We start from the raw sequence: 25,843 nt of genomic DNA on the forward strand, positions 1-25,843 counted from the left end.
CAATAATGAGTTCAAGTGATATGGATGTAGTGGTTTATGCCCCAGCATCAATTGGTAATGTAAGCGTTGGCTTTGATGTGCTGGGGGCTGCCGTGTCTCCAGTGGATGGTACACTATTGGGTGACCGTGTATTGGTGAAATCTGGGGCTGATCCGTTCAGCCTTAAAACGGCGGGTGATTTTGTTGAGAAATTGCCAACTGAACCAAAAGAGAACATCGTTTACGACTGTTGGCTTGTGTTTGCTCGTGAGTTAGACAAAAAAGGTGTTGAGCTAAAACCACTTGAAATGACGCTAGAAAAGAACATGCCAATTGGCTCTGGTTTAGGCTCAAGTGCATGTTCTATCGTCGCTGCATTAGATGCATTGAACCGATTCCATGGACAGCCACTTAACGAGACAGAATTATTGGCGCTGATGGGAGAGATGGAAGGCAAGATCTCTGGTGGTATTCACTACGACAACGTTGCGCCATGTTACCTTGGTGGTGTGCAACTGATGCTTGAAGAGTTGGGTATCATCAGTCAAGAAGTGCCTTGCTTTGATGATTGGTACTGGGTGATGGCTTATCCGGGTATCAAGGTATCAACGGCGGAAGCGCGTGAGATCCTACCATCTCAATACCGCCGACAAGATATCATTGCTCATGGTCGCCACCTTGCGGGCTTTATTCATGCGTGTCATTCTGGTCAGCCAGAACTTGCTGCAAAAATGATCAAAGACGTGATCGCAGAACCGTATCGTGAGAAACTGCTTCCAGGTTTTGCGAATGCACGTCAATACGCAGCGTCTGCGGGTGCATTGGCAACCGGTATTTCTGGCAGTGGTCCGACACTGTTCAGTATTTGCAAAGAGAAAGATGTCGCTGAGCGAGTTGCTCGCTGGTTAGAACAAAACTACGTACAAAACGAAGAAGGATTCGTCCACGTTTGTCGTCTAGATAAGCAGGGTTCGAAAGTAACAGGAAGTGAGCTATGAAGCTTTACAATATAAAAGAAAATGATGAACAAGTTTCCTTTGGCCAAGCCGTTCGCCAAGGGTTAGGCCGTAACCAAGGTCTATTTTTCCCATCGGAATTACCAAAATTTGAAGATATCGATGCGCTGCTTGCAGAAGACTTTGTCTCTCGTAGCACTAAGATTTTATCGGCGTTAATTGGAGATGAACTTACAGAGGAGCAAGTGAATGCTCTTGTTGATGCTGCATTCCAATTCCCTGCGCCAATTAATCAGGTCAAAGACGGTGTTTACGCTCTGGAACTGTTCCATGGTCCAACGCTTGCATTTAAAGACTTTGGTGGTCGCTTTATGGCGCAATCTCTTGCTGCGGTTTCGGACGGCGGCAAGATCACTATTCTGACTGCAACTTCCGGCGATACTGGCGCAGCCGTTGCGCATGCTTTCTACGGTATGGAAGACATCAACGTTGTGATTCTTTACCCGAAAGGTAAGATCAGCCCACTGCAAGAGAAGCTATTCTGTACGCTTGGTAAGAACATCCATACTGTCGCGATCGATGGAGACTTCGATGCGTGTCAGGCACTGGTTAAGCAAGCTTTTGATGATTCTGCACTGCGTGAAGAGATCGGTCTGAACTCTGCAAACTCAATCAACATCAGCCGTTTGATGGCGCAAATCTGTTACTACTTTGAAGCAGCTGCGCAAATGAGCAAGCAAGAGCGTGAAAACCTAGTGGTATCAGTACCAAGCGGTAACTTCGGTAACCTAACTGCTGGTCTATTGGCAAAAGCGTTGGGCTTGCCTATCAAACGCTTTATCGCTGCAACTAATGCCAATGACACGGTTCCTCGCTACCTAGAAACAGGTAAGTGGGAGCCAAAACCAACAGTCGCAACAACATCGAACGCGATGGACGTGAGCCAACCAAACAACTGGCCTCGTATCGAAGAGCTGTGCCGTGTGAAAGAGTGGGGCTTGGAGACGTTAGGTAAAGGTGCAGTATCTGATGAGCAAAGCGCACAGTCAGTGAAAGACTTACATGCTCTAGGCTATCTATGCGAACCGCACGGTGCGATTGCTTACCGCGTTCTTGAAGAACAATTGCAAGACGGTGAAACCGGTCTGTTCCTATGTACTGCTCACCCTGCGAAGTTCAAAGAAGTCGTGGATGATATTCTAGAATCCGATATCGAGCTTCCTGCGCCACTAGCGAAGCACGCTGCGATGGAGCTGCTATCGGAAGAGCTCGACGCAGACTTTGACGCATTGAAACAAGTACTGCGCCGCGTGCAGTAAGCTTCAAAGTATAGTAAGTATCAAAAACAGAAATAACGAGAGGTGAATGAGTAATCATTCACCTTTTTTATTGTCGGTAAGTTGTGACTCTCTTTATGATTGAGAAACGAACTTAACTAAATGAGATGGAAAGAGAAGCATGCATTTTTTGATTTTTCTTGGCTCAGTGAGAGACAGCACGCCACCACGACCAGCCCGTTTAGGAATGCGAGTCAGTAAAGCGTGTGAAAAACTCATCGCGAGTCAACATTCGCAACATACGGTCGAAATCATCGACCCTTTGAATTACGACTTTGGTGATGTGTTTAAGCCCGAGTTTGCTTATCACCGCTCTAAAGTTCCGCAGCACCTAAGTGAGCTAGCAGACAAAATCAAACATGCGGATGGGTATGTGATGGTTAGCCCGGAATATAACCATTCGATGAGTCCTGCTTTGGCGAACATGCTTAACCATTTCGGCAGTTCGCTGTTTTCTTACAAGCCGAGTGCTATCGTGACCTACTCTGCAGGGCAATGGGGTGGCGCTCGTGCTGCAGTGTCGATGCGTACCTTCTTATCTGAACTTGGATGTCTACCTGTCTCTGCGATGATCCACATTCCGAAAGCGCAAGAAGTCTTTGATGAACAGGGCGTTGCTGCGGATGAGTCGGAGCAGACGCAGTGGGACAACTATATGAATCGCACGATGCATCAATTGATTTGGTGGGCAGAAGGGGCGTCACTGCAAAGAGATAGGCTTGATCCAACCTCTGTAGCGCAAGCGTTTCAGAAAGATCCTTCGCAAAGAAATGCACCTTAGAGGAGAGTTGCTTTCCATTATAGAAAGGGGTTAGAAGGATTCTGAAACAAAAAAGCTTGGTCATTGCTGACCAAGCTTTTTAAATTCTAGCGAGCTAGTTTACTGAGAGATTATAGAGTCTCAGTAAAAGTACGAGCGATTACATCACGTTGTTGCTCTGGAGTTAGCGAGTTAAAACGTACTGCGTAACCAGAAACACGAATAGTTAGTTGTGGGTATTTCTCTGGGTGTGCAACTGCATCTTCTAGTGTTTCGCGTTTAAGCACGTTCACGTTTAGGTGTTGGCCGCCTTCGATACGAGGAGCAGTTTCGATTGCAACTTCACGGCTTTCGTATTCACCTAGGTCGCTGATTGCGATAACTTGGTCTGCTTCGTAGCCAGCAGTTGCAGCAACACAACGAGCTTCATTTTTTTCGCTATCTAATAGCCAGATAGAGTTTAGTAGGTCGTCGTTTGCCGCTTTTGTAATTTGGATACCTTGGATCATCACTATCTCCTAGACCACTTACGTGGTGATTATTGGTGTTAATTTTCGAATTTTCGTTGAGCTGAGTATTATATAGCTAATATCCACTATTTTAATATTGATTTAAGTCAAAAAACAACCAAAAACATTATTTTTATTAAGGTGATTTTATTGAGTTAAATCAATAAAACCTTTGAAAACAAACCAATTACAATTTATTTGATAATATAAAAAATATTTAATAACTGGCTTTGTTGTAAATTTACTACAAATTGAGATTAAAGTTTAAACTGGTTAACGCAACTATCTGTATTTAGGTAGCAATACTGAAAGTCTAAAGTGATTAAATGACAAACATGAAAAACAAGCTTGGGAATAAACTCATTGGTGCACATGTCTCTGCTGCTGGTGGGGTCGATCAAGCTCCGTTGAGAGCTCGTGAAATTGGCGCGAATGCATTCGCACTATTTACAAAAAACCAACGCCAGTGGGTGGCGAAGCCTTTAGAAGCAAAAACCATCAGTGCGTTTAAAGCGAACTGTAAAATGCTGGGTTTCGGAGCAGAACATATTCTTCCCCATGATTCTTATCTGATTAACTTGGGTGCGCCGGAAGAAGAAAAGCTGAATAAATCCCGCGCGGCATTTATTGATGAAATGGAGCGTTGTAATCAGTTGGGGCTGACTTTGCTTAACTTCCATCCGGGTAGTCACCTAAAGAAAGTCTCTGAACAGGAGTGTCTCGCGACGATCGCCGAGTCGATCAATCTTGCGCATAAAGCGGTGCCGAATGTGATCGCTGTTATCGAGAATACGGCAGGTCAAGGCACTAACTTAGGCTGGAAGTTTGAGCACCTAGCTGAAATCATCGAGCAAGTGGAAGATAAAGATCGTGTCGGCGTTTGTATTGATACCTGCCATACCTTTACGGCTGGTTATGACTTACGTACAAAAGAAGATTGCGAGCGCACCTTTGCAGAGTTCGACCGTATCGTAGGTATGCACTATTTAAGAGCAATGCATCTAAATGATTCAAAAGTAGAGTTTGCCAGCAAAGTAGATCGCCACCATTCTCTTGGTAAAGGAGAGATCGGGTGGGATTGCTTTGAGTACATCGCGAAAGACCCTCGTTTTGATGGTATCCCTCTGATTTTAGAAACAATTGATCCAGATATTTGGCAGCAAGAGATCAACACGTTGCGTCAATTCCATTTAGCGGCCATTGACAGTTAATGGCGTAACCACAAAGTTGGCACCTTTCTTTCTTAGTCATTGAACATCAATCTCTGAATTAGCAAAGAAGGATGCCAACATGTCTCGACCACTCTCTTTTACTCCTTATGCTTATACTCGTCGCGTGCTTCGCTTACCGATGCCTAATCGTCACATTACCGGACAGGGGCACTTTCGAACGCCACAGAAGCATTAGTCTTTTATTACTTGTCTCAAGTTCGTGGTAAGTTTTTGTTTGTTTGAGTTTCGCTCGTTAGAATAGAAGCAAAATTTAGGACAGGAACTTTCCATGAATCAGTCACCCACTTGGCACGATGTGATCGGCGAAGAGAAAAAGCAGAGCTACTTTGTAGACACCTTGAATTTTGTTGAAGCCGAACGCGCCGCAGGCAAAGCTATTTTTCCTCCCGCAAAAGATGTCTTTAACGCGTTTCGTTTTACCGAGTTCAAAGACGTTAAGGTCGTGATTCTAGGACAAGACCCATACCACGGCCCAAATCAGGCGCATGGCCTGTGTTTCTCTGTACTTCCTGGCATTAAAACGCCACCGTCACTGGTTAATATGTATAAAGAGCTGGCGCAAGATATTGAAGGTTTCCAAATCCCTCAGCATGGTTTTTTGCAAAGCTGGGCTGAGCAAGGCGTATTGTTACTCAATACGGTATTAACGGTGGAGCAAGGTAAAGCGCATTCACATTCAAAGACAGGTTGGGAAACGTTTACTGATCGAGTTATTGAAGCCATTAATCAGCATCAAGAAGGTGTAGTGTTCTTGCTGTGGGGGTCACACGCGCAGAAGAAAGGGCGCTTTATCGATCGCAATAAACACCATGTCTTGGCAGCACCGCATCCATCGCCGTTATCGGCACATCGAGGCTTTTTCGGTTGTAAGCATTTCTCTCAAGCAAACCAGTTGCTTACATCACAAGAAAAAGCACCAATTAACTGGCATTTGCCATTAACGGTATAAATGAAGAGACAGCGATCATGGATGCTATGATCGCTGTTTTTTTGAGCACGCTCGAGGCTGATAGTAAATTTCTCATGTACACTTACTAAAAGTAGGTGTTAAGGAGAGACGCTATGATGATCGAAAGAATTCGACGCGAACATGGTTATATGGTTCGTCTGTTGGCGATACTGCGCCATAAGCTCAATGAGATAAAAAAAGAACGTGTAATCAACTATGCGTTAGTAAGCGAGATTGTTGATTACCTCTCTAATCATTCGGAGAAAGTACACCACCCGAAAGAAGATATCCTCTATCACCACTTTCTTGAACACTATGGTAAGCAACAAACCATGGAAAATTTAGAGAAAGAGCATCTAGAGTTAGCGAGTAAAACCAGAGAGTTTTCATCCGTGATAGAGATGATCCTTCAGGATGCTGTTGTGCCACAAGACATGTTTGTCGCTCACCTAGAAGATTTCATCGAATCGCAAAGGCACCACTTGGAGCTAGAAGAGCGAAAAATTTTGCCTCTCATTGAAGAGTTATTTACCACAGAAGATTGGCAGCATGTCGAGAGCTTATGGAGCGTCAGTGAGGATGATCCTGTGTTTGGTGACACGATTGCTGATCGTTATAAACAGTTGGCCGAACGTGTTCGTCAAAGTGATACTGAGTATGTTTAAGCCTGAATGATGAAACCTGAGCGAGCGAAAGTCGTATCTCGGGTTTGTGAGATATATTTCTTATTTATTGGGAATCAACCGAAAATTTCGTGTGCATATTTTTCGGCAAAAAGTACGGAAGATTCTCATTGAGTAATAATGGTATTCATACTTAAACCTTGGTACTAAACTCACGGTGTTTACGGTCACTGTAAACAAAAAACAAAAGGCACCTGTAAGGTGCCTTTTGTTTGAATTAGAGTTTAATGTCTTCCAAGTTATAATCGGTACAGACATCAAGTTCGCGCAGCTCTTTAAGCAAATTGCGTCTGTCGTTCATCTCTTCTATTTCACGCCACTTTCGCTTTACTGGTTTGGCACGAGATTTGGTTGTTGAGGTAGTATCCAGATTAAAAATGTCATCTAGTTGAAAGCCTTCCATAAGCCACCTTTACCTTTCTTAAGCTAAACTGTTGTAACCAGTCCTTGTGGAGTTTTTTAAGTACCACAATAGCCGTGAGAATAACCATGATATATTTCGCATTTGTGTCGGTAGCATGACATTTTCGTGCAAAAATATTCTCAAAATCACACTTTTTATTGCAACTATGTGGATAAAAAATGCACAAACGATCTCAAGAAAACGATTAAATAGAGAGATTTTCTATGTTAATTCGATTTGATGAATGGGTGCACTGCGCAAAGGTTAAAGTTGCATAAAATCAGTTTGATGAAATAGTGTTCAATTAGATGGTAAGTCACTAGCGTAAATTTATGTAACACCTTGTGAATACTAGCTTGTTCTTGTTTATACGGTTTACCATTCCATTTAATGAAGAATAATTATTTATGTTGGCGTTTGGTAATTGAAATGTTGCGCAGTTTGAGTGTTAAGTCTTCTATTTATGTTATTTTTTGGTGACTTTATAGTGAAAAATAACAATGTTATTCTTGTTGTTGCATATTGATTTTTGCGCTCCTAGGTTGCATTATCCGCCCGTCAAAAAATACGCTGGTACGTAAAATGGATGCATGAAGCGACGTTTACGATTCTAGATTGCCCATAAACATTACTTAAAAAGCTAAGCACACTTTGACACTTAGCAGGCAATTTGGTGGATGGCTAGGACGCATAGACTGGCGCAACTCACTTTGAGGTACACATGACAGACTTAATCAATTTGATGAACGATCTCCTCTGGGGCTCGATTCTGGTTTATCTTCTTGTTGGTGTTGGTATTTACTTCACCGTTCGATTAGGGTTCATTCAGTTCCGCCATTTCGGCCACATGTTCTCTGTTCTTAAGAACAGTCGTAAAGCAGACAAAGCTGGTATTTCCTCTTTCCAAGCGCTTTGTACTAGTCTTGCTGCACGTGTTGGTACAGGTAACATGGCGGGCGTTGCAGTTGCATTGACTGCGGGTGGTCCTGGTGCGATCTTCTGGATGTGGCTGATTGCAATGCTTGGTATGGCAACATCGTTTGCTGAGAGCACACTGGCGCAGCTATACAAAACCAAAGATGATGATGGCAACTACCGTGGTGGCCCTGCCTACTACATGGAAAAAGGCTTGGGCATGCGTTGGATGGGCGTGTTGTTCTCAGTTTTCCTAATCATCGCTTTTGGTTTGGTATTCAACGCCGTACAAGCTAACTCAATTGCCAATGCAATGAGCAACGCATTTGGTTGGAATAACCTGTATGTTGGTATTGCCGTTGTTTTACTGTCTGCAATTGTTATTTTCGGTGGCATCAAGCGTATCGCAAGAGTAGCTGAGATGATCGTTCCGATCATGGCACTACTTTATCTAGCCCTAGCGCTGTTCATCATGTTCTCTAACCTAGAGAAATTACCTGATGTATTGATGCTTATCTTTAAGAGTGCATTTGGTCTGCAAGAAGCAGCAGCAGGTGGTCTTGGCTACGCAATTGCACAGGCAATGATTAACGGTATCAAGCGCGGTCTATTCTCGAATGAAGCAGGTATGGGTTCTGCACCTAACGCGGCAGCTTCAGCAACACCTTACCCACCACACCCAGCGTCTCAAGGTTACGTACAGATGCTAGGCGTGTTCATGGATACGATCGTTATCTGTTCTGCAACAGTGGCTATCATCCTGATGTCTGGTGAGTATGTCGGTCAAGCAACAGAAGTGACGGGTATCGAGCTAACTCAGCGTGCATTGAGCTCACAAGTTGGCGATTGGGGCGGCATCTTTGTTGCTGTGGCAATCTTCTTCTTTGCGTTTACTTCAATCATTGCAAACTACTCGTATGCTGAAACGAACTTAATCTTCCTAGAGCACAATCATAAAGCGGGCTTAAGCATTTTCCGCGTTATTGTTCTTGGTATGGTGATGTTTGGTGCACTAGCTTCGTTACCAGTCGTATGGTCGCTTGCTGATGTCTCTATGGGTCTGATGGCGATAGTTAACTTAGTGGCTATCATCTTGCTATCTGGCATCGTGATTAAACTGGCCAAAGATTACAACCGCCAGCTTGGTGAAGGCAAAGTGCCAACATTTGATGCGAATGATTTCCCAGAGCTGAAATCTCAGCTTGAAGAAGGCATTTGGTACAACGATAAAAAAGACTAAGTGAGCTATCACTCATAGTTGAAAGCTATTAGTACGATGTAAAAAGCCATGCAGACAATGCATGGCTTTTTTTGTACCCTATTAAAAACAAAATTAGAGAAGGGAAAGTCATGCTTATCGTAGTTTCTCCAGCGAAGACTCTTGATTACGAGTCTCCGTTAGCGACAGAAAAATTTACTCAACCTGAGTTGGTCGAATACTCAAAAGAGCTTATCGATGTATGCCGCAAACTGACTCCTGCTGATGTTGCCTCTTTAATGAAAGTGAGCGACAAGATTGCCGATTTAAATGTGGGCCGATTTCAAGAGTGGAGTGAAACGTTTACCACGGAAAACTCACGACAAGCCATTCTTGCATTTAAAGGTGACGTTTACACAGGGCTAGACGCCGAAAGTTTATCTGAAGCGGACTTTGAATATGCTCAAGATCATCTGCGTATGCTATCGGGTCTCTATGGTTTACTAAAACCACTTGATTTGATGCAGCCATACCGTCTTGAAATGGGTACCAAGCTTGCAAACGACAAGGGTACGAACTTGTACCAGTTTTGGGGCAACGTTATTACGGACAAGCTTAACGAAGCGATTTCTGCTCAAGGTGATAATGTCCTTATCAACCTTGCATCAAATGAATACTTTAAAGCGGTTAAGTCAAAGAATTTAGATGCGCAAGTGATCACGCCAGTATTCAAAGATTGTAAGAATGGTCAATACAAGGTCATCAGTTTTTACGCGAAGAAAGCGCGCGGTATGATGGCGCGTTACATCATTGAAAACCGTGTTGAGAGCGTGGCAGACCTGACTAAGTTTGATACGGCGGGTTACTACTTTGTGGAAGATGAATCGACGCCAACAGAGTTAGTATTTAAACGCGAAGAGCAAAAATAAAGCTGATTGAGACGTAATCGACGTTAATCTCTATCAGCACAAACGAAAAAGGGTTGGCATTGCCAACCCTTTGTTATTTTCTAGCTTGAGCTACTTGGCCCCAACAAGATTACTTCTTCTTAGCGGTTTTCTTTTTCGCTACTTTTTTCTTGTCGTCTTTTTTCTTTTTCTTCTTAAACACAGGCTTTTTGTGTTTAGGACGCATCTCTTTCACGAAACGCTCTTTGATGTCTTCTTTCACGTAACGTGCAACGCGATCCATCATTGGTTGGTCGTGTGCTTCTACGATTGAGATAGCGTTACCTTTCTTACCTGCGCGAGCCGTACGGCCGATACGGTGAAGGTAAACATCAGCCGTGCGCGGCATATCGTAGTTGATAACGTGTGATACATCCGGAAGATCGATACCACGCGCAGCAACGTCCGTCGCGAGCAGCACATTCACAGTTCCATCGCGGAAGCGAGAAATCGCATTGTTACGACGATCTTGCGGCATTTCACCTTGAATCCAAGAACATGGAATCTGTGCGCTTTCAAGCTGCGCTCGTAGCTCAGCCAAACGCTCACGAGTCTTTAAAAAGACGATAGTGCGCTCAGCTTGCTGAGTAATAATGTGTTTTAGTAATTCTAGTTTGTGTTCAGCATCATCAGCTCGGTGGTACCACTGAGCAATTTTCTTACGCTCACGCAGCGGTGATTTTGCGTCGATCTCTGCAGGGTCATTCAACAGATCAGCGGTAAAGCCTTCTACGCCTTTCCCTTCTAACGTTGCTGAAAACAGAAGGGTTTGCTTACGCCAGCGACATTCGTTAGATAGGCGATCGACAGTAGGAGCAAAACCCATATCTAGCATACGGTCTGCTTCATCAAGGATTAACCATTCGATTGCACGACAATCAAAACGTTCTGCATCAATGTATTCTTTTAAACGGCCAGGTGTCGCAACCACAATGTCTTGCGTTGTTGCAAGGATGTCGGCGTGCTCTTGGTACTGAACACCACCAGTGATGGTGAAAATGTTGAGTTTGGTATTTTTTGCCAAAGCACGTGCTTGATCGGCAATTTGCATCGCCAGTTCGCGAGTAGGCGTTAGGATCAAAATACGCGCAGGTCCAGGCTTACGACGAGGGAAGTCTTGCAAGTATTGCAATGCTGGCAGGACGAAGGCGGCCGTTTTACCAGTTCCTGTTGGCGCTGACGCTAGAATGTCACGACCGTCCAACGCTTGTGGAATCGCTTCTGCCTGAATTTTTGTTGGGCGTTCGTAACCCATCTCTTCAATGGCTTCAAGTAGGTTTTGGTCTAGATCAAGTTCAGCAAAGGTTCTGATCACAATGAGTTCTCCACAAGCAAAGCTTGGTTAATGGTTCGCCACAACAGCATAGAATACAAAAAGGTCGCACATTATAAAGTGATTGGTGATAAGGATCACATGTTATTTCACATCTTAAGATAAAACTCGCGAGTTAACTGGATGAAATCATCACTATAGCCGTCATTTGAACGGATAATTAAATGTGACGTTTGCGAATCGCAAGGTCGTTTTGATAGTTCAAATAACAGTCGGTGTACTGGTTTCTTTTCTGATGGTTGCACACGACAGATCCGCGATAGATACCAACCTTGGTTTAATGCTAGCTCAATGAACTGCTCGCCTTCGGTGATTGGCAACACAAAACTAGCCCTCCCTTCGTCATCAAGCAAATGATAGCAACGCTGTAGCAATGTGTTATGGCCTAGCGTATCAGTGTGCCTCGCGGTTGCACGTTGACTGTGTTTCGATTGTTCGCCGCTGTTGAAGTAGGGCGGATTACAAATGATGCGTTGAAATGGATGTGTCGGCGTAAAGTGCAGTATGTCGGTGTGGTGCACACTTACACGATCTGACCAAGGAGACTGGGCCATATTTTTTTGCGCGGCAGCAACGGCTGTTAATTCGATATCGACCGCGGTTATTTGAGCTTCTGTAAAGCGTTGAGCACACATCAGGGCAAGCAGGCCAGTGCCAGTGCCAATATCGAGAATTTTAGCGTCGTTAGGGCTTTGAATCCAAGCACCAAGCATTACCCCATCTGTGCTGACTGGCATACCACTCTCGCCGCCCTCAATACAAAATTGCTTAAAATTGAAGCCTTTAGTTTTCAGTTTTTTGTTCTTCATGATTGTTTTATATTTGCTCAATAATTAAGTGGATTACTCTATTGTTTATTAATTGTATAGATTGTTGTTTTGTTGGTTATTAAATTGTATTGTTAATTGATCGAGATAAAGAACTGGTCTGTTATTTGGATCTGGTTATATCCACTGCTTTTAAGTTTGAAAACTAAATTAATATGGTGTTTTTTTCTTAAAGGTTGCCAAATGATGAGTCTTTCGTCATTATGCGGCGAAAATTTTATAGATTGAACCACGTGTACTTATTGACTTTAGGTATACAAAAAGTGGTCTAAGCATACACAACATTCATTAATTAAAAGACAAGGGTTATCTGTGAAGCAGACGTTAAAACTAACAGATATTATCGCAGTAGGCTTTATGCTATTTGCGTTCTTTTTAGGTGCGGGCAATATTATCTTTCCACCTCTAGCGGGTCAGTTAGCGGGTGAAAACTTAATGCCAGCTATGTTTGGTTTCTTGCTGACAGCGGTAGGTCTACCTCTTATTACTATCGTTGCTATTGCTGTTGCTGGTGGTTCTTGGGATCACTTAACGCAAGACCTTCCGAAAAAAGCGGCAGTTCTTATGGCTGCACTGATTTTCATCATCATTGGTCCTGCGTTTGCAGCGCCTCGTACTGGCCTAGTGGCTTACGAGATGGCGGTGAAACCTTTCTTCCTTGAGGCATCACAAACGCATCTGACAGCGTTCTCAGTGATCTTCTTTATCGCAGCGATGATGTTCTCATGGTTCCAAGGCCGTTTGATCGATCTTATCGGTAAAGTACTGACACCAGCATTGTTCGTTGGTTTGATCATTCTTGCTGTCGCTGTCTTCCTTGATCCTCAGGGCGATATGATTGGCGCGCACGGTGAATACCTAACGCAGCCTCTGACCAAAGGCTTCTTAGAAGGCTACAACACAATGGATACGTTCGCGTCATTGATGTTTGGTATGCTGATGGTTGATGCACTGCGCGGTAAAGGCATTACTGAGCGCTCTGCAACTACTAAATATCTGATCTATGCAGGTTGTATTGCTGCTGCTGGTCTTGCGTTTGTTTACATCTCACTATTTTACTTAGGTGCGACGAGTGCAACGGTTGCTGCTGGTGCTGATAATGGTGGCCTAGTGCTTAGCCAATACGTTCAAGCGTTGTTTGGTCCATACGGTCAAATCGTTCTGTCTGTCATCGTATTGCTAGCGTGTCTGACAACCGCGATTGGCTTGATTTCTGCGTGTTCAGATTTCTTCAGCTCGAAAACACCACTGTCATACAAGCAATGGGTACTGATTAATGGTTCTGTTTGTGCATTGGTTGCAAACGTTGGTCTTGCGCAGCTGATTTCTCTGTCAGTGCCAGTATTGTTTGCGCTGTACCCTGTGGCGATTGCGTTGGTTGCACTAACATTTGTGCGCAGCAAACTGCCGAATCCACGCTTTGCTTACCGTGCAGTACTGCTTGTATCTCTGCTGTTTGCGTTGGTTGATGCGGCAAAAGTATCGGGTATTGATGTTTCTGCGTTTAACATGTTGCCATTATTCGAAGTCGGCATGGGCTGGGTGCTTCCAACATTTGCGGCTATCGTGTGCATGTTCTTCATCGCGAAACCTCGCCCAGAGCTAGCACAAGAAACCGCGTAATCACTTCGCGTTATCAAGATAATAAAAAGCCCGATGAATTACTTCATCGGGCTTTTTACTTTTTAATGATGACGTGTTTGCGCTATTAAAGCGTGTCGTGGAATTCCACAAGAACTTGTTCACACCATTTTTCGATGCGTTCATCACTCAGTTCGTACTGTGAGTCTTCATCTAACGCAAGTCCAACAAACTTGCTGCCATCTTCGATCAATGCTTTCGATGCTTCAAATTCGTAGCCTTCATTTGGCCAGTAACCGATAAAGGTTGCGCCTGTGGCTTGCAATTCATCGTGAAGTAAGCCCATCGCATCTAAATACCACTCTCCGTAACCTTCTTGGTCACCCAGACCAAACAGCGCTACAACTTTGCCTTTCAGTGGTGTGGTCGCGATGTCTTGCCAAATCGCGTTCCAATCTTCTTGAATTTCACCAAAATCCCAAGTTGAGATGCCAAGGAGTAATAAGTCGTAGTCCGCCATTAGTGATAACGGTGTCTCTTTCACATTGTGAATGTCGACAAGGTCTTCACCAATAAGGGTACGAATTTTCTCTGCTGCCATTTCGGTGTAGCAGGTCGTTGAGCCGTAAAAGAGTCCGATTTTCATTATATTCGTCGTTATTTGTGTTGCTGTTGTGGAAGATTCTAACCATAAATTGAGGAAGATTGCAGCGAATATCCTATGTGGGATGATTTTTTATGGTATTGGATTGGCAGGTGCTTTAATCTAAATACTGTAAATATAAACAGATAAGGAAGCATTCATGACGGCACAACAGCCTGTCAATCAACAAGATTTTTCGCTTGTTGAGCAATTCTTAGATGCGATGTGGATGGAGCGTGGTCTATCAGAGAACACGTTGGCTTCCTACCGAAACGATTTAATGAAGCTGCTCGTGTGGATGGAAAAACATCGATACCGTCTTGATTTTATCAGTTTGTCTGGCTTGCAAGAATATCAAAGCCACCTTGTAGACTTAGATTACAAACAGACGTCCCGTGCGCGTATGTTGTCGGCTATTCGTCGTTTATTTCAATACCTGCATCGTGAGAAGGTGCGCGCTGATGACCCGAGTGCGCTCTTGGTTAGCCCTAAACTGCCACAACGTTTACCCAAAGATATTAGTGAAGAGCAAGTGGACGCGTTGCTCGAAGCGCCAGACCCGAATGACCCTATAGAATTGCGCGATAAAGCGATGCTAGAGCTACTCTACGCGACAGGGTTGCGTGTGACAGAGCTCGTCAGTTTGACCATGGAAAATGTTAGCTTGCGCCAAGGGGTGGTGCGCGTGACTGGTAAAGGTGGTAAAGAACGCCTGGTTCCTATGGGGGAAAACGCGGTCGATTGGATCGAGACGTTCATTCAACAAGGGCGCCCTGCGTTACTTGGTGATACATCATCTGATATTGTTTTTCCTAGTAAACGCGCAAGACAGATGACTCGTCAGACGTTTTGGCACCGTATTAAATACTATGCTTTGATAGCAGGGATTGATACTGATCAGCTGTCGCCGCACGTACTGCGTCATGCCTTTGCCACGCATTTATTGAACTATGGCGCAGATCTCAGGGTCGTACAGATGCTTTTAGGACATAGTGACTTATCGACCACGCAAATTTATACTCACGTGGCGACTGAACGATTGAAGCAGATCCACAGTCAACACCACCCAAGAGCATAACAATGGTTAGATTCATCCATGTCCTCTTGGAAAAACGATTTTACATTAAGGTGAATTTCATGAGCGTATTACGCCGACTAACTCTGCTGACTTTACCATTTTTTGTTACCGCTTGTGGTGCAGAAGAAAGTCAGGCTCAAACGGAGACTCCTGCGCAACAAGTGGCGCCAGCTGCACAAAGCGGCTTTGATGAAGCAGCATTAAAAACTAAGTTCTCAAAGCTTGGTTTATCTATCGTTGATATTCAACCATCAGACGTTGCTGGCTTATTGGAAATTCAAACCAATGGCGGGATCCTGTTTGCTTCAAATGATGGTAGCCATTTTATCGCCGGTACGCTTTATGCCATTAATGATGATGGCAGTTACAAAGATGTCATAGCAGAGCGTCAAGCGCCGCTTAACGCCGAGAAAATTGCGCAGTTCTCCGATAGCATGATCGAATACAAAGCCGACGATGAAAAGTACGTTGTGACCGTATTCACCGATATCACATGTGGTTACTGTGTGCGTCTGCATAGCCAAATGCAAGGCTATAATGATCTAGGTATTACAGTGCGTTACATGGCTTACCCTCGCCAAGGTGCAACTGGCCCTGTGGCAGAACAAATGGCAACGATTTGGTGTGCTGAAGATCCGGCGTCGGCAATGCACAACGCGAAAGTGAATCGTACATTTGATAACCCTGCGAAAGACCTGAAACAGTGTAAAGAAACCATCCAGGCGCATTACAATCTAGGTCGCCAATTGGGTATTTCTGGTACGCCAGCAATCTTCTTACCGAATGGCGAAATGGTTGGTGGCTACCTACCACCTGCAGAGCTATTGAAACGTTTAAAGCAACTATAATCCATTAGGAGCAGAGTCGGCAAAGTTGTCGGCTCTTTTAAGCATGATAGAAATTCAACGACGTCCTGAACCTGATCTTTCCCTTCTTCCTGATTCCATTCCTCCGATTCTTAAACGTATCTACATCAACCGTGGGATAACGGATCTTTCACAATTAGAAACGTCGGCCCGTGGGTTGCATTCATATCAAAAACTCGGGGGGATTGAGCAAGCTGTCGATCTTTTGTTTCAGGGGATAAAAGAACAAAAACGCATCATCGTTGTCGGTGATTTTGACGCTGATGGCGCGACAAGCTCAGCATTATCAGTACTCGCGCTGCGCATGCTTGGTAGTCACAATGTGGATTACCTAGTGCCAAATCGTTTTGAAGACGGTTATGGGTTAAGCCCAGAAGTCGTTGACCAAGCCTTAGAGCTTGGCGCTGAGATGATCATGACGGTGGATAACGGCGTCTCATCAATCGAAGGCGTGCGTTACGCAAAAGAAAATGGCATTACCGTGCTTGTTACCGATCACCACTTGCCAGGACAAGTGTTGCCTGATGTGGATGCAATGGTGAACCCAAACCTTGAGAGCTGTAGCTTTCCATCTAAAGCGCTTGCGGGTGTAGGGGTCGCGTTTTATCTCATGATGGCACTATGCGTTCATATGCGAAAACACAATTGGTTTGCAGAACAGGGGATGCAAGAGCCCAAGTTGATGGAACTGATTGACCTTGTTGCACTGGGTACCGTCGCCGACGTCGTTCCATTGGATGAAAACAACCGCATTCTTGTACACCAAGGCTTGCAACGTATTCGTGCGGGCAAAGCGCGTCCCGGCATCCAGGCATTAATTGAGGTCGCGAAGCGCGATGCGCGTCGTTTAGTTGCGTCTGACTTTGGCTTTGCTTTAGGTCCACGTATTAACGCAGCAGGCCGTCTTGATGACATGTCTTTCGGTGTTGAACTGCTGATGTGTAACAACATCCACGCTGCTCGTCGCATGGCAAGTGAATTGGATGGCTTGAACCAAACTCGTAAAGAGATTGAAGAAGGCATGAAGCAAGAAGCGATGGCTTTCTGTGAGCGCCTTCAGTTTGGTGAAGGCAATGAGCTTCCTTATGGCCTAGCCTTGTTCCAACGTGATTGGCATCAAGGTGTGATTGGTATTTTGGCTTCGCGTATTAAAGAGAAGTTTCACCGTCCAGTCATTGCATTTGCTGATGGCGGAGAAGGGACGATTAAAGGCTCGTGTCGTTCTATTCCGGGGCTACACATGCGCGATGCGTTGGATTTCATCGACACACAAAACCCGGGTTTGATCATCAAGTTTGGTGGACACGCTATGGCAGCAGGCTTAACGATTAAAGAGCAGGATTTTGAGCGTTTCAGTCGTTTGTTTGATGAAGTGGTAAAAAAGGAACTCGATGAAGCGGCGCTAAAAGGCGTGATCATGTCAGATGGTGAACTTAAGCCGGAAGAGTTCTCTATGCATGTTGCTGAACAGCTGCGATCGGGTGGCCCTTTTGGACAAGCTTTCCCAGAGCCAATCTTTGATGGTGAGTTTAAAGTACTGCATCAAAAGCTGGTGGGTGAGAAGCATCTTAAATTGATGTTAGAGCCGCTTTATAAAGGTCACCCTACCAATGTGATGATCGACGGCATTGCATTCAATGTTGATCTACGCCGATGGCCAGATGCATCGGTTAAAACAGTACGTCTCGCGTATAAGCTGGATGTGAATGAATTTCGTGGTAATCAATCATTGCAATTGATGATCGATCATATCGAAGCTAAGTAATACCTAGATTAACCTTTCTTATAGAGTACGGTTGCCCCTAAGTGGGTGTAAAATTTTATGACCGTGCTCTCTCTCACCGCAATCTGATTTCTCATCCGAAATTTTCCTGTATCTCGGTCACATTTTTCAGTAGAATTTCTCGGTTAAATTCTATTCTAAAATGTTGAGTAAACATGTTTGAAATCAATCCAATTAAAAACCGTCTGCAGGACGTGTCTCAGCGCACAAATGTCCTGAGGGGGTATCTTTGACTATGACGCGAAGAAAGAGCGTCTAGAAGAAGTCAACGCAGAACTTGAACAACCAGATGTATGGAACGAACCTGAGCGTGCGCAAGCACTGGGTAAAGAGCGTGCATCACTAGAAGCGGTTGTTGAAACCATTGATCAACTAGAGCAAGGTGTGGAAGATGTAGAAGGTCTTCTTGAGCTGGCTGTAGAAGAAGAAGATCAAGAAACATTTGACGAAATTGAACCAGAACTTGCTGAGTTGGAAGAGAAGCTAGAAAAGCTTGAATTCCGTCGTATGTTCTCTGGCGACCACGATAGCTCTGATTGTTACATCGATTTGCAAGCTGGCTCTGGTGGTACAGAAGCACAAGACTGGACTAACATGCTGCTGCGTATGTACCTACGTTGGGCAGAAGCGAAGGGCTTCAAAGCTGAAGTGATTGAAGTATCTGAAGGTGAAGTCGCGGGTCTTAAGTCGGCAACAGTTCGCATCTCTGGTGAGTATGCGTACGGTTGGTTACGTACTGAAACGGGCGTTCATCGTCTTGTTCGTAAATCTCCGTTCGATTCAGGCGGTCGTCGCCATACGTCATTTGCTTCTGCGTTCATCTATCCAGAGATTGATGAAAACATCGACATCGACATTAATCCTTCCGACCTACGTATTGACGTTTACCGTGCGTCAGGCGCAGGTGGTCAGCACGTAAACACCACAGAATCTGCGGTACGTATTACGCACGTACCTACGAACACAGTGGTTCAGTGTCAGAATGACCGTTCTCAACATAAGAACAAAGATCAGGCAATGAAACAGCTTCGAGCGAAGCTATTTGAGCTTGAATTGCAAAAGCAAAATGCGGAAAAACAAGCTAATGAAGACGCTAAGTCTGACATTGGCTGGGGTAGCCAGATCCGTTCTTACGTATTGGATGACTCACGTATTAAGGACCTCCGTACGGGCATTGAAAACCGTAATACTCAAGCGGTTCTTGATGGCGATCTGGACAAATTTATTGAAGCTAGCCTGAAATCAGGTCTATAAAGCTTTTCACCGACAAAAACAGGATACATCGAAAATGACTGATGCTGTTCAAAACGAAACTGTACTAGAAGAAAATAAGCTGATTGCTGAACGCCGCGCTAAACTGGATGCAATCCGAAAGAGCTGCAAAGCGAACGGCCATCCAAACGACTTCCGTCGTGACGCACTAGCGGGCGACCTTCAGAAAGAGTTCGGTGAAAAGACGAAGGAAGAGCTAGAAGAGCTTAACCACGTAGTAGCAATCGCTGGCCGTATCATGGCTAAACGTGGTCCATTCTTGGTAATTCAAGAAACTTCTGGCCGTATCCAAGCTTACGCTGACAAAGCGGTTCAAAAAGTACTTAAAGAAAAATACCAAGGTCTAGATATCGGTGACATCATCGGTGTTAAAGGTGCACTTCATAAGTCTGGTAAAGGTGACCTATACGTGAACATGGAAGAGTACGAGTTGCTAACCAAAGCACTACGTCCACTTCCAGAAAAGTTCCACGGTCTAACTGACCAAGAGATGCGTTACCGCCAACGTTACGTTGATCTGATCGTTAACGAAGACTCTCGTCAAGCGTTCGTAGTACGTTCTAAAGTAATGTCTGCAATCCGCAACTTCATGATCTCTAAGCAGTTCATGGAAGTTGAAACGCCAATGATGCACGTTATCCCTGGCGGTGCGAGTGCGCGTCCATTCATCACGCACCACAACGCACTAGACATGCCAATGTACCTACGTATCGCGCCAGAGCTATACCTGAAGCGTCTAGTTGTTGGTGGTTTTGATCGCGTATTCGAAATCAACCGTAACTTCCGTAACGAAGGCCTTTCTCCACGCCACAACCCAGAATTCACAATGATGGAATTCTACATGGCGTACGCAGACTACAAAGATCTGATGGACCTAACTGAAGAACTACTAAGCTCAGTGGCGCAAGAAGTTCTAGGTTCAACGTCAATGCCTTACGGTGATGAAACGGTTGAGTTTGGTGGTACTTACACTCGTATGAGCATGTTCGAAGCAATCAAGCACTACAACCCAGACCACGCGCAAATCCAAGCGCTAACAGAAGAAGACCTACAAAACCGTGATCTAATGGTTTCTATCGCGAAATCTGTTCACGTTGAAGTAGAACCTTTCTGGACATGTGGTCAGCTTCTTGAAGAGATCTTTGGTGAAACAGCAGAACCTAAGCTAATGCAGCCTACGTTCATCACTGGCTACCCAGCAGATATCTCTCCACTAGCTCGTCGTAGCGATGACAACCCGTTCTTTACAGACCGCTTTGAGTTCTTTATCGGTGGCCGTGAAGTAGCGAACGGTTTCTCAGAGCTTAACGATGCTGAAGACCAAGATGCACGCTTTAAAGCACAGGTTGAAGCGAAAGAGTCTGGTGACGACGAAGCAATGTTCTACGATGCAGACTACATCACTGCTCTAGAGCACGGCCTACCGCCAACAGCAGGCCAAGGTATCGGTATCGACCGTTTGGTTATGCTACTGACTAACACGCACACTATCCGTGACGTGATCTTATTCCCTGCAATGCGCCCGCAAGCGTAATTCGATAGGATGAGTAAAAAACCACCTTCGGGTGGTTTTTTTTTGCCTTTTAGTTAAGCTGATTCAAGTTGTTGCATTTGCCTTTTAATGGGATATGCAAATAAACATTCGCCAAATCTCAATCTATTGCATAGTCTTAATACTGAGACAGACGTGAGGGGGCGGAGTCTCGATAATGTTACCCGCTCGCAAAGATAAGTTTGTGGCACAAAATTTCTATTAACAATGAAAAAGGGTTAGAGAATGGCTGGGCAGTTTAAGATGGATTCCATCCCGGGATCGCTTGTGGTAGTTGGCGGTACTTATGAGCCTTGGTTATCGGTACTGGAGCAAGTGGGCTGGAAGTGTCACCAAGTAGGTGACTTACGCAAAGCTAATACGCTGTTAGAAGATATTGGTCCATGTATCGGTATTGTTGATCTCAGCCATGACGAGTTCAGCTTGAATGGTTTGGCGAACTTAGTCAGCTCTCACAAACACGTACGTTGGTTAGCGTTTATTCGTGAATCTCAGCTTGGCACTGACACCATATGCCAGTTCATTGTTAACTTTTGTATCGATTTTTTCACAGCGCCGATCCCAGATGCACAGTTATTAAGCACAATAGGTCACCAGCTTGGCATGCTTAAGTTGGAGAAAAAAGTTTGGCCTAGTTTTGGTAGCAGTTTAGATATGGGTTTGATCGGTGAATCTATCCCGATGAAACGTTTACGCGATCAAGTGAAGCGCATTGGTCCAACGGACGTCAGTATTCTGATTTCTGGGGAAAGTGGGACTGGTAAAGAGGCGGTTGCTAGGGCCATCCATAAAGTCTCTTCACGCTCTCATAAACCGTTTATGGCAATTAACTGTCGCGCACTCAATGAACAACGTTTCCAAGCTGAAGTATTTGGTATTAACGCCGATGAAGATATGGAAGCATGCCTGCTTGAACAAGCAGATGGCGGCACCGTGTTGTTTAACGACATTCTTACCATTTCAAAAGAGCAGCAAATGAATCTGCTGAGATTCTTGCAAGAAGGCACCATTGATACCAAAGATGGCGTAAAAGCGGTTAACGTGCGTATTCTTGCTGCTAACTCGTCAGATGTTGAAAAAGCTTTGATTGACGGTGACTTCAATGAAGAGCTTTACCATTACATCAACGTTTTGCGCATCAATGTCCCTAGCTTGAAAGAACGTGCGAGTGACATCGCATTGCTGGCTCGTTTCTACTTACAAGAGTTCTCAAAAGAGTACAACTCGCAAGCAAAAAGCTTTTCTGAGGATGCATTCAAGGCACTGACACGTTATTTCTGGCCTGGAAATGTGCGTGAGCTGATGAACCAAGTGAAGCGAGCGGTATTAATGTCCGACAGCGTAATGATTGAAGAGCATCACTTAGATTTACCTCAACGTAATGACTCAAAGCGCAGCTTGAAATCAATCCGTGAGAAGAGTGAACGTGATGCGTTGCTAGTTGTTTTGGAATCTCATTCTGGTCAAGTTTCAAATGCGGCGAAAGAGCTAGGAGTTTCGCGTGCAACCATGTATCGACTACTTAATAAACATAATTTGATTTCCGAACAAGCCATGTAGTTGGCCTTTCCCTGTGTCAAATAGGCGAATAAATACAATAAAAGAGTGGCCACAGAGCCGCTCTTTTTATTTTTTGTTTGGTTTGATTTATAAAATCCGCAAATTTATATATTCCTCAGGTGAATATGTTATACATAAAAGTATATGAAACTAAATTGAGGTGTATTGATTTGTTTTTAATCAAAAAGGCAAAAAATGTTTGATATATATTCATCAAAGCTTACAATTTAACCGTAACTCAGTGAGTTATACCTTTCATAAACGGATTAATTTTTAGCTAGGAGGCGCAAGATGAAACATTACGTTGTTAACACCACTGCTTGCGCTGATCGTATGCCTATCGCTCCGATAACCCTTAAATCGGATGATACCAATACCACTGGCTCACAAGATAAAAATTAATCCGTAACCTATCATATTTATTACTAGGCTGCGGAAAAGTAGCGGCTTAGTATCAACAGAATATTTCTGTTCATTTTACGCACTATTTTTCCCAGTCGAATACATCGATAATCGGAGAAAATATTATGCGTCACTCTATTTACCTACAATTGGCCACTTTGCTATTGAAAGCAGACCTTAAACGCGAAGAAAAGCAATGGCAGCGCACCATACGTCGAACTGCTCATGATATTCCATGGACGAATGTTCATCTATTGAGAGATATTGGTTTAGATCGCGATGGTCGTTCTACACGTGCCAATGTTCCGGATGCAGTAAAAGTTGAACGTCGAGTTCGTCACCTTCGTCGAGTCTTAACGTCGCGAATAATGACGTAATCGTTAGCGTGTTGGGCTGACTGAGTTGCTAACGAGTCATTCAACACGCTTAACTTTTTATATGAAGTATGACTTCATTGGATAAACAGCTGATCTTGAAGATCAGCTGTTTTCGTTTGAAGGTGGTACTGTTAAGGGCAAGGATTCGAGTAAGTTGTACCTATTGCTTGAATTTCAGTAAGTAGTTCGTCGCTAAGTTGCAAATCAATACTGTCGATATTGGCTTTTAATTGGTCTAGGTTTGTTGCTCCGATAATGTTAGAAGCAACAAATGGACGCTGATTGACAAACGCGAGCGCCATTTGTGCAGGGTTTAGACCATGCTCTTGAGCTAAATTGACGTAAGCTTCGGTCGCTTTAACACCTTGCGGAGTGAAGTAGCGCGCAAAACGCTCCCACTTAGTGCATCGAGCGCCTTCAGGTTTTGCCCCGTTTAGGTATTTACCACTCAGGCAGCCAAATGCCAAAGGAGAGTAGGCAAGTAACTGAACGCCTTCGTAATGGCTGATTTCAGACAAGCCAACTTCGAAGCTGCGGTTCAATAAGTTATATGGGTTTTGAATGGAGACAATTCTTGGCAAATCGTGTTTTTCTGCCAAACGCAGTAGCGACATCACACCCCACGGCGTCTCGTTGGATACGCCGATATAGCGCACTTTACCTGCATTCACTAATTCAGTAAGCGCTTCCAACGTTTCAATTAACGTGACTTCTTCTTGTTTGTCAGGGTATGGGTAGTTGAGTTGACCAAAGCAGTTGGTTTGACGCTGCGGCCAATGTAGTTGGTACAAATCGACATAATCGGTTTGTAGACGATTAAGGCTGTCATCAATCGCTGTATGGATGTGGCGACGATTAAGGCTCATGTTGTCTCTAATGTGAGGAACATTGCGAGGGCCTGCCACTTTTGTTGCCAGTACTACTTTTTCTCTTTTGCCGCTTTTTGCTAACCAATTACCGATGTATTGCTCGGTAAGCCCTTGTGTTTCCGATCTTGGCGGTACAGGGTACATCTCTGCGGTATCGATGAAGTTCACCCCATGATCGAGGGCAAAGTCGAGCTGTTCAAAGGCGTCCTTTTCTGTGTTTTGCTCGCCAAACGTCATAGTGCCGAGGCAGATTTTACTGATCTCAAGTGATGAGTGCGGTAGTTTTGTGTATTGCATATCACGTCCTTGAAGAGTTACCGACTAAATAAGTGACTCCAATATAGGGGATTTTTAGCCGCAATCGCAAATGATTTACGTATAAAGGGAGAGCAAACTCGAAAGCTACAGTTAGCCTAACTACACTTAAATAATCGTGTGAAGGAGGTATGTTATGCAGAAGCATCAATTGGACATGTGGCTACATGGTCCACATAAAGATACTTATAAAACTCCCAAAGTATTTGTGATTGGGTGTTCTGATGTCTCTGACTATCTTTTAGCTGTGGAGTACAAGCATCAACTTGAGCCGATTAAAGACGGTGAAGACCCGATACATTTTGGCTCTCTAGACTTAGTAAAAGAAGAACTATTGAGGCTAGGGGTCGATAAAGCGTATTTAAGGCTGCGCAATGCGTATGACGAATGTGGCACTGAAGAGGCAGCCTCATACTGCGATATTGAGTTATCGCTCGTGACGCACTAAATAGCTGATATGGTTTTATTCTGGTTGAGTGTTAATGTAGTGCTTGAGTAAGATCTGTTCAGTAAACTGTGTTCTAAGGTAAAAGCCTCGGGGCAGAGTTTTCATCGGCTTACCATTTGAGTTGTATGCTTCGGTGAGCGCTTTTGCATTTGCGGCTTTAGGGCGAAGATGCAGCGCTTCTCCGTGTCTGGCGGAAATTTGATCAAATCTTCCCAAGACGATCATCTCCATTAACTCTTCCCAGTCATTTCGCAAAATCCGTTCTTCTTCTTCATCTGGTGACCAAATGAGTGGACTGCCCACACGTCTTTCAGCGAGTGGGATTTCTCGTTCTCCTTCTACGGGTACCCAAAGCACGCGAGATAGCTTGTTTCGAACATGACTTGTTTCCCATGTAAGACCATGAACACCAGTGAGGGGAGCCACAGAAACAAAGGTTGTTTCTAAAGGTTTGCCAGAATAACTGATCGGAATACTTTTCAACTCGATCCCTAGTTTTGCGAAATCTTGTTGAGGTTTACTGCCAGCTGGAGCGCCCAAGTGCCATTCGAGTAATTGACCCACCCAACCTTTATCACGTTTTAAGTTTTCAGGAACAATCATATTCGCCTCGGCGGCCAACTCAGCAAAACTGAGTCCTGCCATATCATGCGCTCGTTCCAATAGCTCTGCTTCTGTTTGTGGTTCTGGTTTCATAGTTACAAGGTGGTATTACAAAAAATATAGTTTATCAAACTCCGACCAAATCTACTGTTTAAGATTTCACCGAGGCGGTGTAAGAACGATCAATTCATAACTTATCCACAGGTGGAGGAGGTATTGATAAGATCCTGACGGGGTCTGTATGAATAAACAGGGGTTAAAATGCATTTTTGGGGTTGATTTTGTTGTAATCATCTAAACGAATAGCAGGTAAGTGTGGATAAATAGCCTGTTGGTGGATCTTTGACCGATCTGAGTTTGGTGAAAAGATCATCAAGAAATTGAAGATCGAATTATCGTTATTTTTAAAAATAAATACTTTTTTATCAATGTTTTATGTTTGTTTTTTTGTTTATTCATTTGTTTT

General features: G+C 44.2%; 24 protein-coding genes. 17 read left to right on the plus strand and 7 right to left on the minus strand.

All coding sequences use genetic code 11. The features are described 5' to 3' along the window. Window positions 1-20 precede the first annotated feature (20 nt). From thrB to R7044_RS08540, 3 genes are all read left to right on the plus strand, one after another. Window positions 21-977, plus strand: coding sequence for a homoserine kinase (gene thrB, locus R7044_RS08530; protein WP_017635074.1), 957 nt, complete (start codon window positions 21-23; stop codon window positions 975-977). Beyond that, window positions 974-2,254, plus strand: a complete 1,281-nt coding sequence (gene thrC, locus R7044_RS08535) for a threonine synthase (protein WP_005381818.1) — start codon at window positions 974-976, stop codon at window positions 2,252-2,254. The genes thrB and thrC overlap by 4 nt, the downstream gene beginning before the upstream one ends. 139 nt (window positions 2,255-2,393) lie before the next feature. Further along, window positions 2,394-3,053, plus strand: coding sequence for an NADPH-dependent FMN reductase (locus tag R7044_RS08540; protein ID WP_005382842.1), 660 nt, complete (start codon window positions 2,394-2,396; stop codon window positions 3,051-3,053). A gap of 110 nt (window positions 3,054-3,163) precedes the next feature. Here the strand turns inward: R7044_RS08540 and grcA are convergent, their stop codons facing one another. After that, the gene (grcA, locus tag R7044_RS08545; RefSeq protein ID WP_005381814.1) at window positions 3,164-3,541 is read right to left on the minus strand and encodes an autonomous glycyl radical cofactor GrcA; all 378 of its coding nucleotides are present in this window, start codon (window positions 3,539-3,541) and stop codon (window positions 3,164-3,166) included. A 326-nt stretch (window positions 3,542-3,867) separates the two neighbouring features. On the opposite strand from grcA, the gene nfo reads away from it, so the two are divergent. From nfo to R7044_RS08560, 3 genes are all read left to right on the plus strand, one after another. Next, the gene (gene nfo, locus R7044_RS08550) at window positions 3,868-4,752 is read left to right on the plus strand and encodes a deoxyribonuclease IV (protein WP_017821508.1); all 885 of its coding nucleotides are present in this window, start codon (window positions 3,868-3,870) and stop codon (window positions 4,750-4,752) included. A gap of 289 nt (window positions 4,753-5,041) precedes the next feature. Further along, window positions 5,042-5,722: a uracil-DNA glycosylase gene (ung, locus tag R7044_RS08555; RefSeq protein ID WP_005382846.1), complete on the plus strand. Its 681-nt coding sequence runs from the start codon at window positions 5,042-5,044 to the stop codon at window positions 5,720-5,722. 113 nt (window positions 5,723-5,835) lie between these two features. Continuing rightward, complete coding sequence (locus R7044_RS08560; protein WP_005381807.1) at window positions 5,836-6,387, plus strand: hemerythrin domain-containing protein; 552 nt, start codon at window positions 5,836-5,838, stop codon at window positions 6,385-6,387. A 235-nt stretch (window positions 6,388-6,622) separates the two neighbouring features. Here the strand turns inward: R7044_RS08560 and R7044_RS08565 are convergent, their stop codons facing one another. Continuing rightward, window positions 6,623-6,808 carry a DUF3545 family protein gene (locus R7044_RS08565; RefSeq protein WP_005381805.1) on the minus strand — a complete coding sequence of 62 codons (186 nt, stop codon included), beginning with the start codon at window positions 6,806-6,808 and terminating at the stop codon, window positions 6,623-6,625. A gap of 721 nt (window positions 6,809-7,529) precedes the next feature. Between R7044_RS08565 and R7044_RS08570 the strand changes: the two genes are divergently transcribed. Further along, complete coding sequence (locus R7044_RS08570; RefSeq protein WP_005381800.1) at window positions 7,530-8,963, plus strand: alanine/glycine:cation symporter family protein; 1,434 nt, start codon at window positions 7,530-7,532, stop codon at window positions 8,961-8,963. 110 nt (window positions 8,964-9,073) lie between these two features. Then, a complete protein-coding gene (gene yaaA / locus R7044_RS08575) occupies window positions 9,074-9,850 on the plus strand; it encodes a peroxide stress protein YaaA (protein ID WP_151514425.1) in 777 nt (258 codons plus the stop codon). Between the two features lie 109 nt (window positions 9,851-9,959). Here the strand turns inward: yaaA and srmB are convergent, their stop codons facing one another. Then, window positions 9,960-11,183 (minus strand): ATP-dependent RNA helicase SrmB, encoded by a 1,224-nt coding sequence (gene srmB, locus R7044_RS08580; protein WP_005381797.1) that lies wholly within the window; start codon window positions 11,181-11,183, stop codon window positions 9,960-9,962. A 107-nt stretch (window positions 11,184-11,290) separates the two neighbouring features. Then, a complete protein-coding gene (locus tag R7044_RS08585; protein ID WP_171345745.1) occupies window positions 11,291-12,010 on the minus strand; it encodes a tRNA1(Val) (adenine(37)-N6)-methyltransferase in 720 nt (239 codons plus the stop codon). Window positions 12,011-12,340: 330 nt separating this feature from the next. Here R7044_RS08585 and brnQ point away from each other — a divergent pair, with 330 nt between their 5' ends. Further along, the gene (gene brnQ / locus R7044_RS08590; RefSeq protein WP_005381792.1) at window positions 12,341-13,651 is read left to right on the plus strand and encodes a branched-chain amino acid transport system II carrier protein; all 1,311 of its coding nucleotides are present in this window, start codon (window positions 12,341-12,343) and stop codon (window positions 13,649-13,651) included. 85 nt (window positions 13,652-13,736) lie between these two features. On the opposite strand, the gene fldB is transcribed toward brnQ, so the two are convergent. Beyond that, entirely contained in the window at window positions 13,737-14,255 is a 519-nt protein-coding gene (gene fldB / locus R7044_RS08595; protein ID WP_005381790.1) for a flavodoxin FldB, read from the minus strand. Between the two features lie 157 nt (window positions 14,256-14,412). Here fldB and xerD point away from each other — a divergent pair, with 157 nt between their 5' ends. From xerD to R7044_RS08630, 7 genes are all read left to right on the plus strand, one after another. Then, a complete protein-coding gene (xerD, locus tag R7044_RS08600) occupies window positions 14,413-15,330 on the plus strand; it encodes a site-specific tyrosine recombinase XerD (RefSeq protein ID WP_005381788.1) in 918 nt (305 codons plus the stop codon). 59 nt (window positions 15,331-15,389) lie between these two features. Next, complete coding sequence (dsbC, locus tag R7044_RS08605; RefSeq protein WP_005381786.1) at window positions 15,390-16,178, plus strand: bifunctional protein-disulfide isomerase/oxidoreductase DsbC; 789 nt, start codon at window positions 15,390-15,392, stop codon at window positions 16,176-16,178. Window positions 16,179-16,221: 43 nt separating this feature from the next. Further along, a complete protein-coding gene (recJ, locus tag R7044_RS08610; RefSeq protein ID WP_017635068.1) occupies window positions 16,222-17,961 on the plus strand; it encodes a single-stranded-DNA-specific exonuclease RecJ in 1,740 nt (579 codons plus the stop codon). Between the two features lie 173 nt (window positions 17,962-18,134). Next, window positions 18,135-19,233, plus strand: a protein-coding gene (gene prfB / locus R7044_RS08615) for a peptide chain release factor 2 (protein WP_100068604.1) whose coding sequence is annotated in 2 segments (ribosomal slippage) — window positions 18,135-18,209 and window positions 18,211-19,233 — 1,098 coding nt in all. Because the reading frame shifts where the segments join, the coding sequence is not laid out codon by codon here. Between the two features lie 34 nt (window positions 19,234-19,267). Then, window positions 19,268-20,785, plus strand: coding sequence for a lysine--tRNA ligase (gene lysS / locus R7044_RS08620; protein WP_005382861.1), 1,518 nt, complete (start codon window positions 19,268-19,270; stop codon window positions 20,783-20,785). 243 nt (window positions 20,786-21,028) lie between these two features. Next, window positions 21,029-22,363 carry a cyclic-di-GMP-binding transcriptional regulator VpsR gene (gene vpsR, locus R7044_RS08625; protein WP_017635067.1) on the plus strand — a complete coding sequence of 445 codons (1,335 nt, stop codon included), beginning with the start codon at window positions 21,029-21,031 and terminating at the stop codon, window positions 22,361-22,363. A gap of 527 nt (window positions 22,364-22,890) precedes the next feature. Further along, window positions 22,891-23,142 (plus strand): hypothetical protein, encoded by a 252-nt coding sequence (locus R7044_RS08630; protein ID WP_005381776.1) that lies wholly within the window; start codon window positions 22,891-22,893, stop codon window positions 23,140-23,142. A gap of 131 nt (window positions 23,143-23,273) precedes the next feature. Here the strand turns inward: R7044_RS08630 and R7044_RS08635 are convergent, their stop codons facing one another. Further along, window positions 23,274-24,308, minus strand: coding sequence for an NADP(H)-dependent aldo-keto reductase (locus tag R7044_RS08635; RefSeq protein ID WP_017821502.1), 1,035 nt, complete (start codon window positions 24,306-24,308; stop codon window positions 23,274-23,276). A gap of 154 nt (window positions 24,309-24,462) precedes the next feature. Between R7044_RS08635 and R7044_RS08640 the strand changes: the two genes are divergently transcribed. After that, window positions 24,463-24,774: a DUF6482 family protein gene (locus tag R7044_RS08640; RefSeq protein ID WP_005381772.1), complete on the plus strand. Its 312-nt coding sequence runs from the start codon at window positions 24,463-24,465 to the stop codon at window positions 24,772-24,774. A gap of 15 nt (window positions 24,775-24,789) precedes the next feature. Here the strand turns inward: R7044_RS08640 and mutH are convergent, their stop codons facing one another. Next, complete coding sequence (mutH, locus tag R7044_RS08645; protein ID WP_017821501.1) at window positions 24,790-25,470, minus strand: DNA mismatch repair endonuclease MutH; 681 nt, start codon at window positions 25,468-25,470, stop codon at window positions 24,790-24,792. Window positions 25,471-25,843: the final 373 nt, after the last annotated feature.

The sequence above is a fragment of the Vibrio sp. 1402 genome, assembly GCF_033340275.1.

Excerpts from the sequence above, each read along its gene's own strand:
- thrB (WP_017635074.1), top strand. The coding sequence starts at position 21 with ATGGATGTAGTGGTTTATGCCCCAGCATCAATTGGTAATGTAAGCGTT.
- thrC (WP_005381818.1), top strand. The coding sequence starts at position 974 with ATGAAGCTTTACAATATAAAAGAAAATGATGAACAAGTTTCCTTTGGC.
- R7044_RS08540 (WP_005382842.1), top strand. The coding sequence starts at position 2,394 with ATGCATTTTTTGATTTTTCTTGGCTCAGTGAGAGACAGCACGCCACCA.
- grcA (WP_005381814.1), bottom strand. The coding sequence starts at position 3,541 with ATGATCCAAGGTATCCAAATTACAAAAGCGGCAAACGACGACCTACTA.
- nfo (WP_017821508.1), top strand. The coding sequence starts at position 3,868 with ATGACAAACATGAAAAACAAGCTTGGGAATAAACTCATTGGTGCACAT.
- ung (WP_005382846.1), top strand. The coding sequence starts at position 5,042 with ATGAATCAGTCACCCACTTGGCACGATGTGATCGGCGAAGAGAAAAAG.
- R7044_RS08560 (WP_005381807.1), top strand. The coding sequence starts at position 5,836 with ATGATGATCGAAAGAATTCGACGCGAACATGGTTATATGGTTCGTCTG.
- R7044_RS08565 (WP_005381805.1), bottom strand. The coding sequence starts at position 6,808 with ATGGAAGGCTTTCAACTAGATGACATTTTTAATCTGGATACTACCTCA.
- R7044_RS08570 (WP_005381800.1), top strand. The coding sequence starts at position 7,530 with ATGACAGACTTAATCAATTTGATGAACGATCTCCTCTGGGGCTCGATT.
- yaaA (WP_151514425.1), top strand. The coding sequence starts at position 9,074 with ATGCTTATCGTAGTTTCTCCAGCGAAGACTCTTGATTACGAGTCTCCG.
- R7044_RS08585 (WP_171345745.1), bottom strand. The coding sequence starts at position 12,010 with ATGAAGAACAAAAAACTGAAAACTAAAGGCTTCAATTTTAAGCAATTT.
- fldB (WP_005381790.1), bottom strand. The coding sequence starts at position 14,255 with ATGAAAATCGGACTCTTTTACGGCTCAACGACCTGCTACACCGAAATG.
- xerD (WP_005381788.1), top strand. The coding sequence starts at position 14,413 with ATGACGGCACAACAGCCTGTCAATCAACAAGATTTTTCGCTTGTTGAG.
- dsbC (WP_005381786.1), top strand. The coding sequence starts at position 15,390 with ATGAGCGTATTACGCCGACTAACTCTGCTGACTTTACCATTTTTTGTT.
- recJ (WP_017635068.1), top strand. The coding sequence starts at position 16,222 with ATGATAGAAATTCAACGACGTCCTGAACCTGATCTTTCCCTTCTTCCT.
- lysS (WP_005382861.1), top strand. The coding sequence starts at position 19,268 with ATGACTGATGCTGTTCAAAACGAAACTGTACTAGAAGAAAATAAGCTG.
- vpsR (WP_017635067.1), top strand. The coding sequence starts at position 21,029 with ATGGCTGGGCAGTTTAAGATGGATTCCATCCCGGGATCGCTTGTGGTA.
- R7044_RS08630 (WP_005381776.1), top strand. The coding sequence starts at position 22,891 with ATGCGTCACTCTATTTACCTACAATTGGCCACTTTGCTATTGAAAGCA.
- R7044_RS08635 (WP_017821502.1), bottom strand. The coding sequence starts at position 24,308 with ATGCAATACACAAAACTACCGCACTCATCACTTGAGATCAGTAAAATC.
- R7044_RS08640 (WP_005381772.1), top strand. The coding sequence starts at position 24,463 with ATGCAGAAGCATCAATTGGACATGTGGCTACATGGTCCACATAAAGAT.
- mutH (WP_017821501.1), bottom strand. The coding sequence starts at position 25,470 with ATGAAACCAGAACCACAAACAGAAGCAGAGCTATTGGAACGAGCGCAT.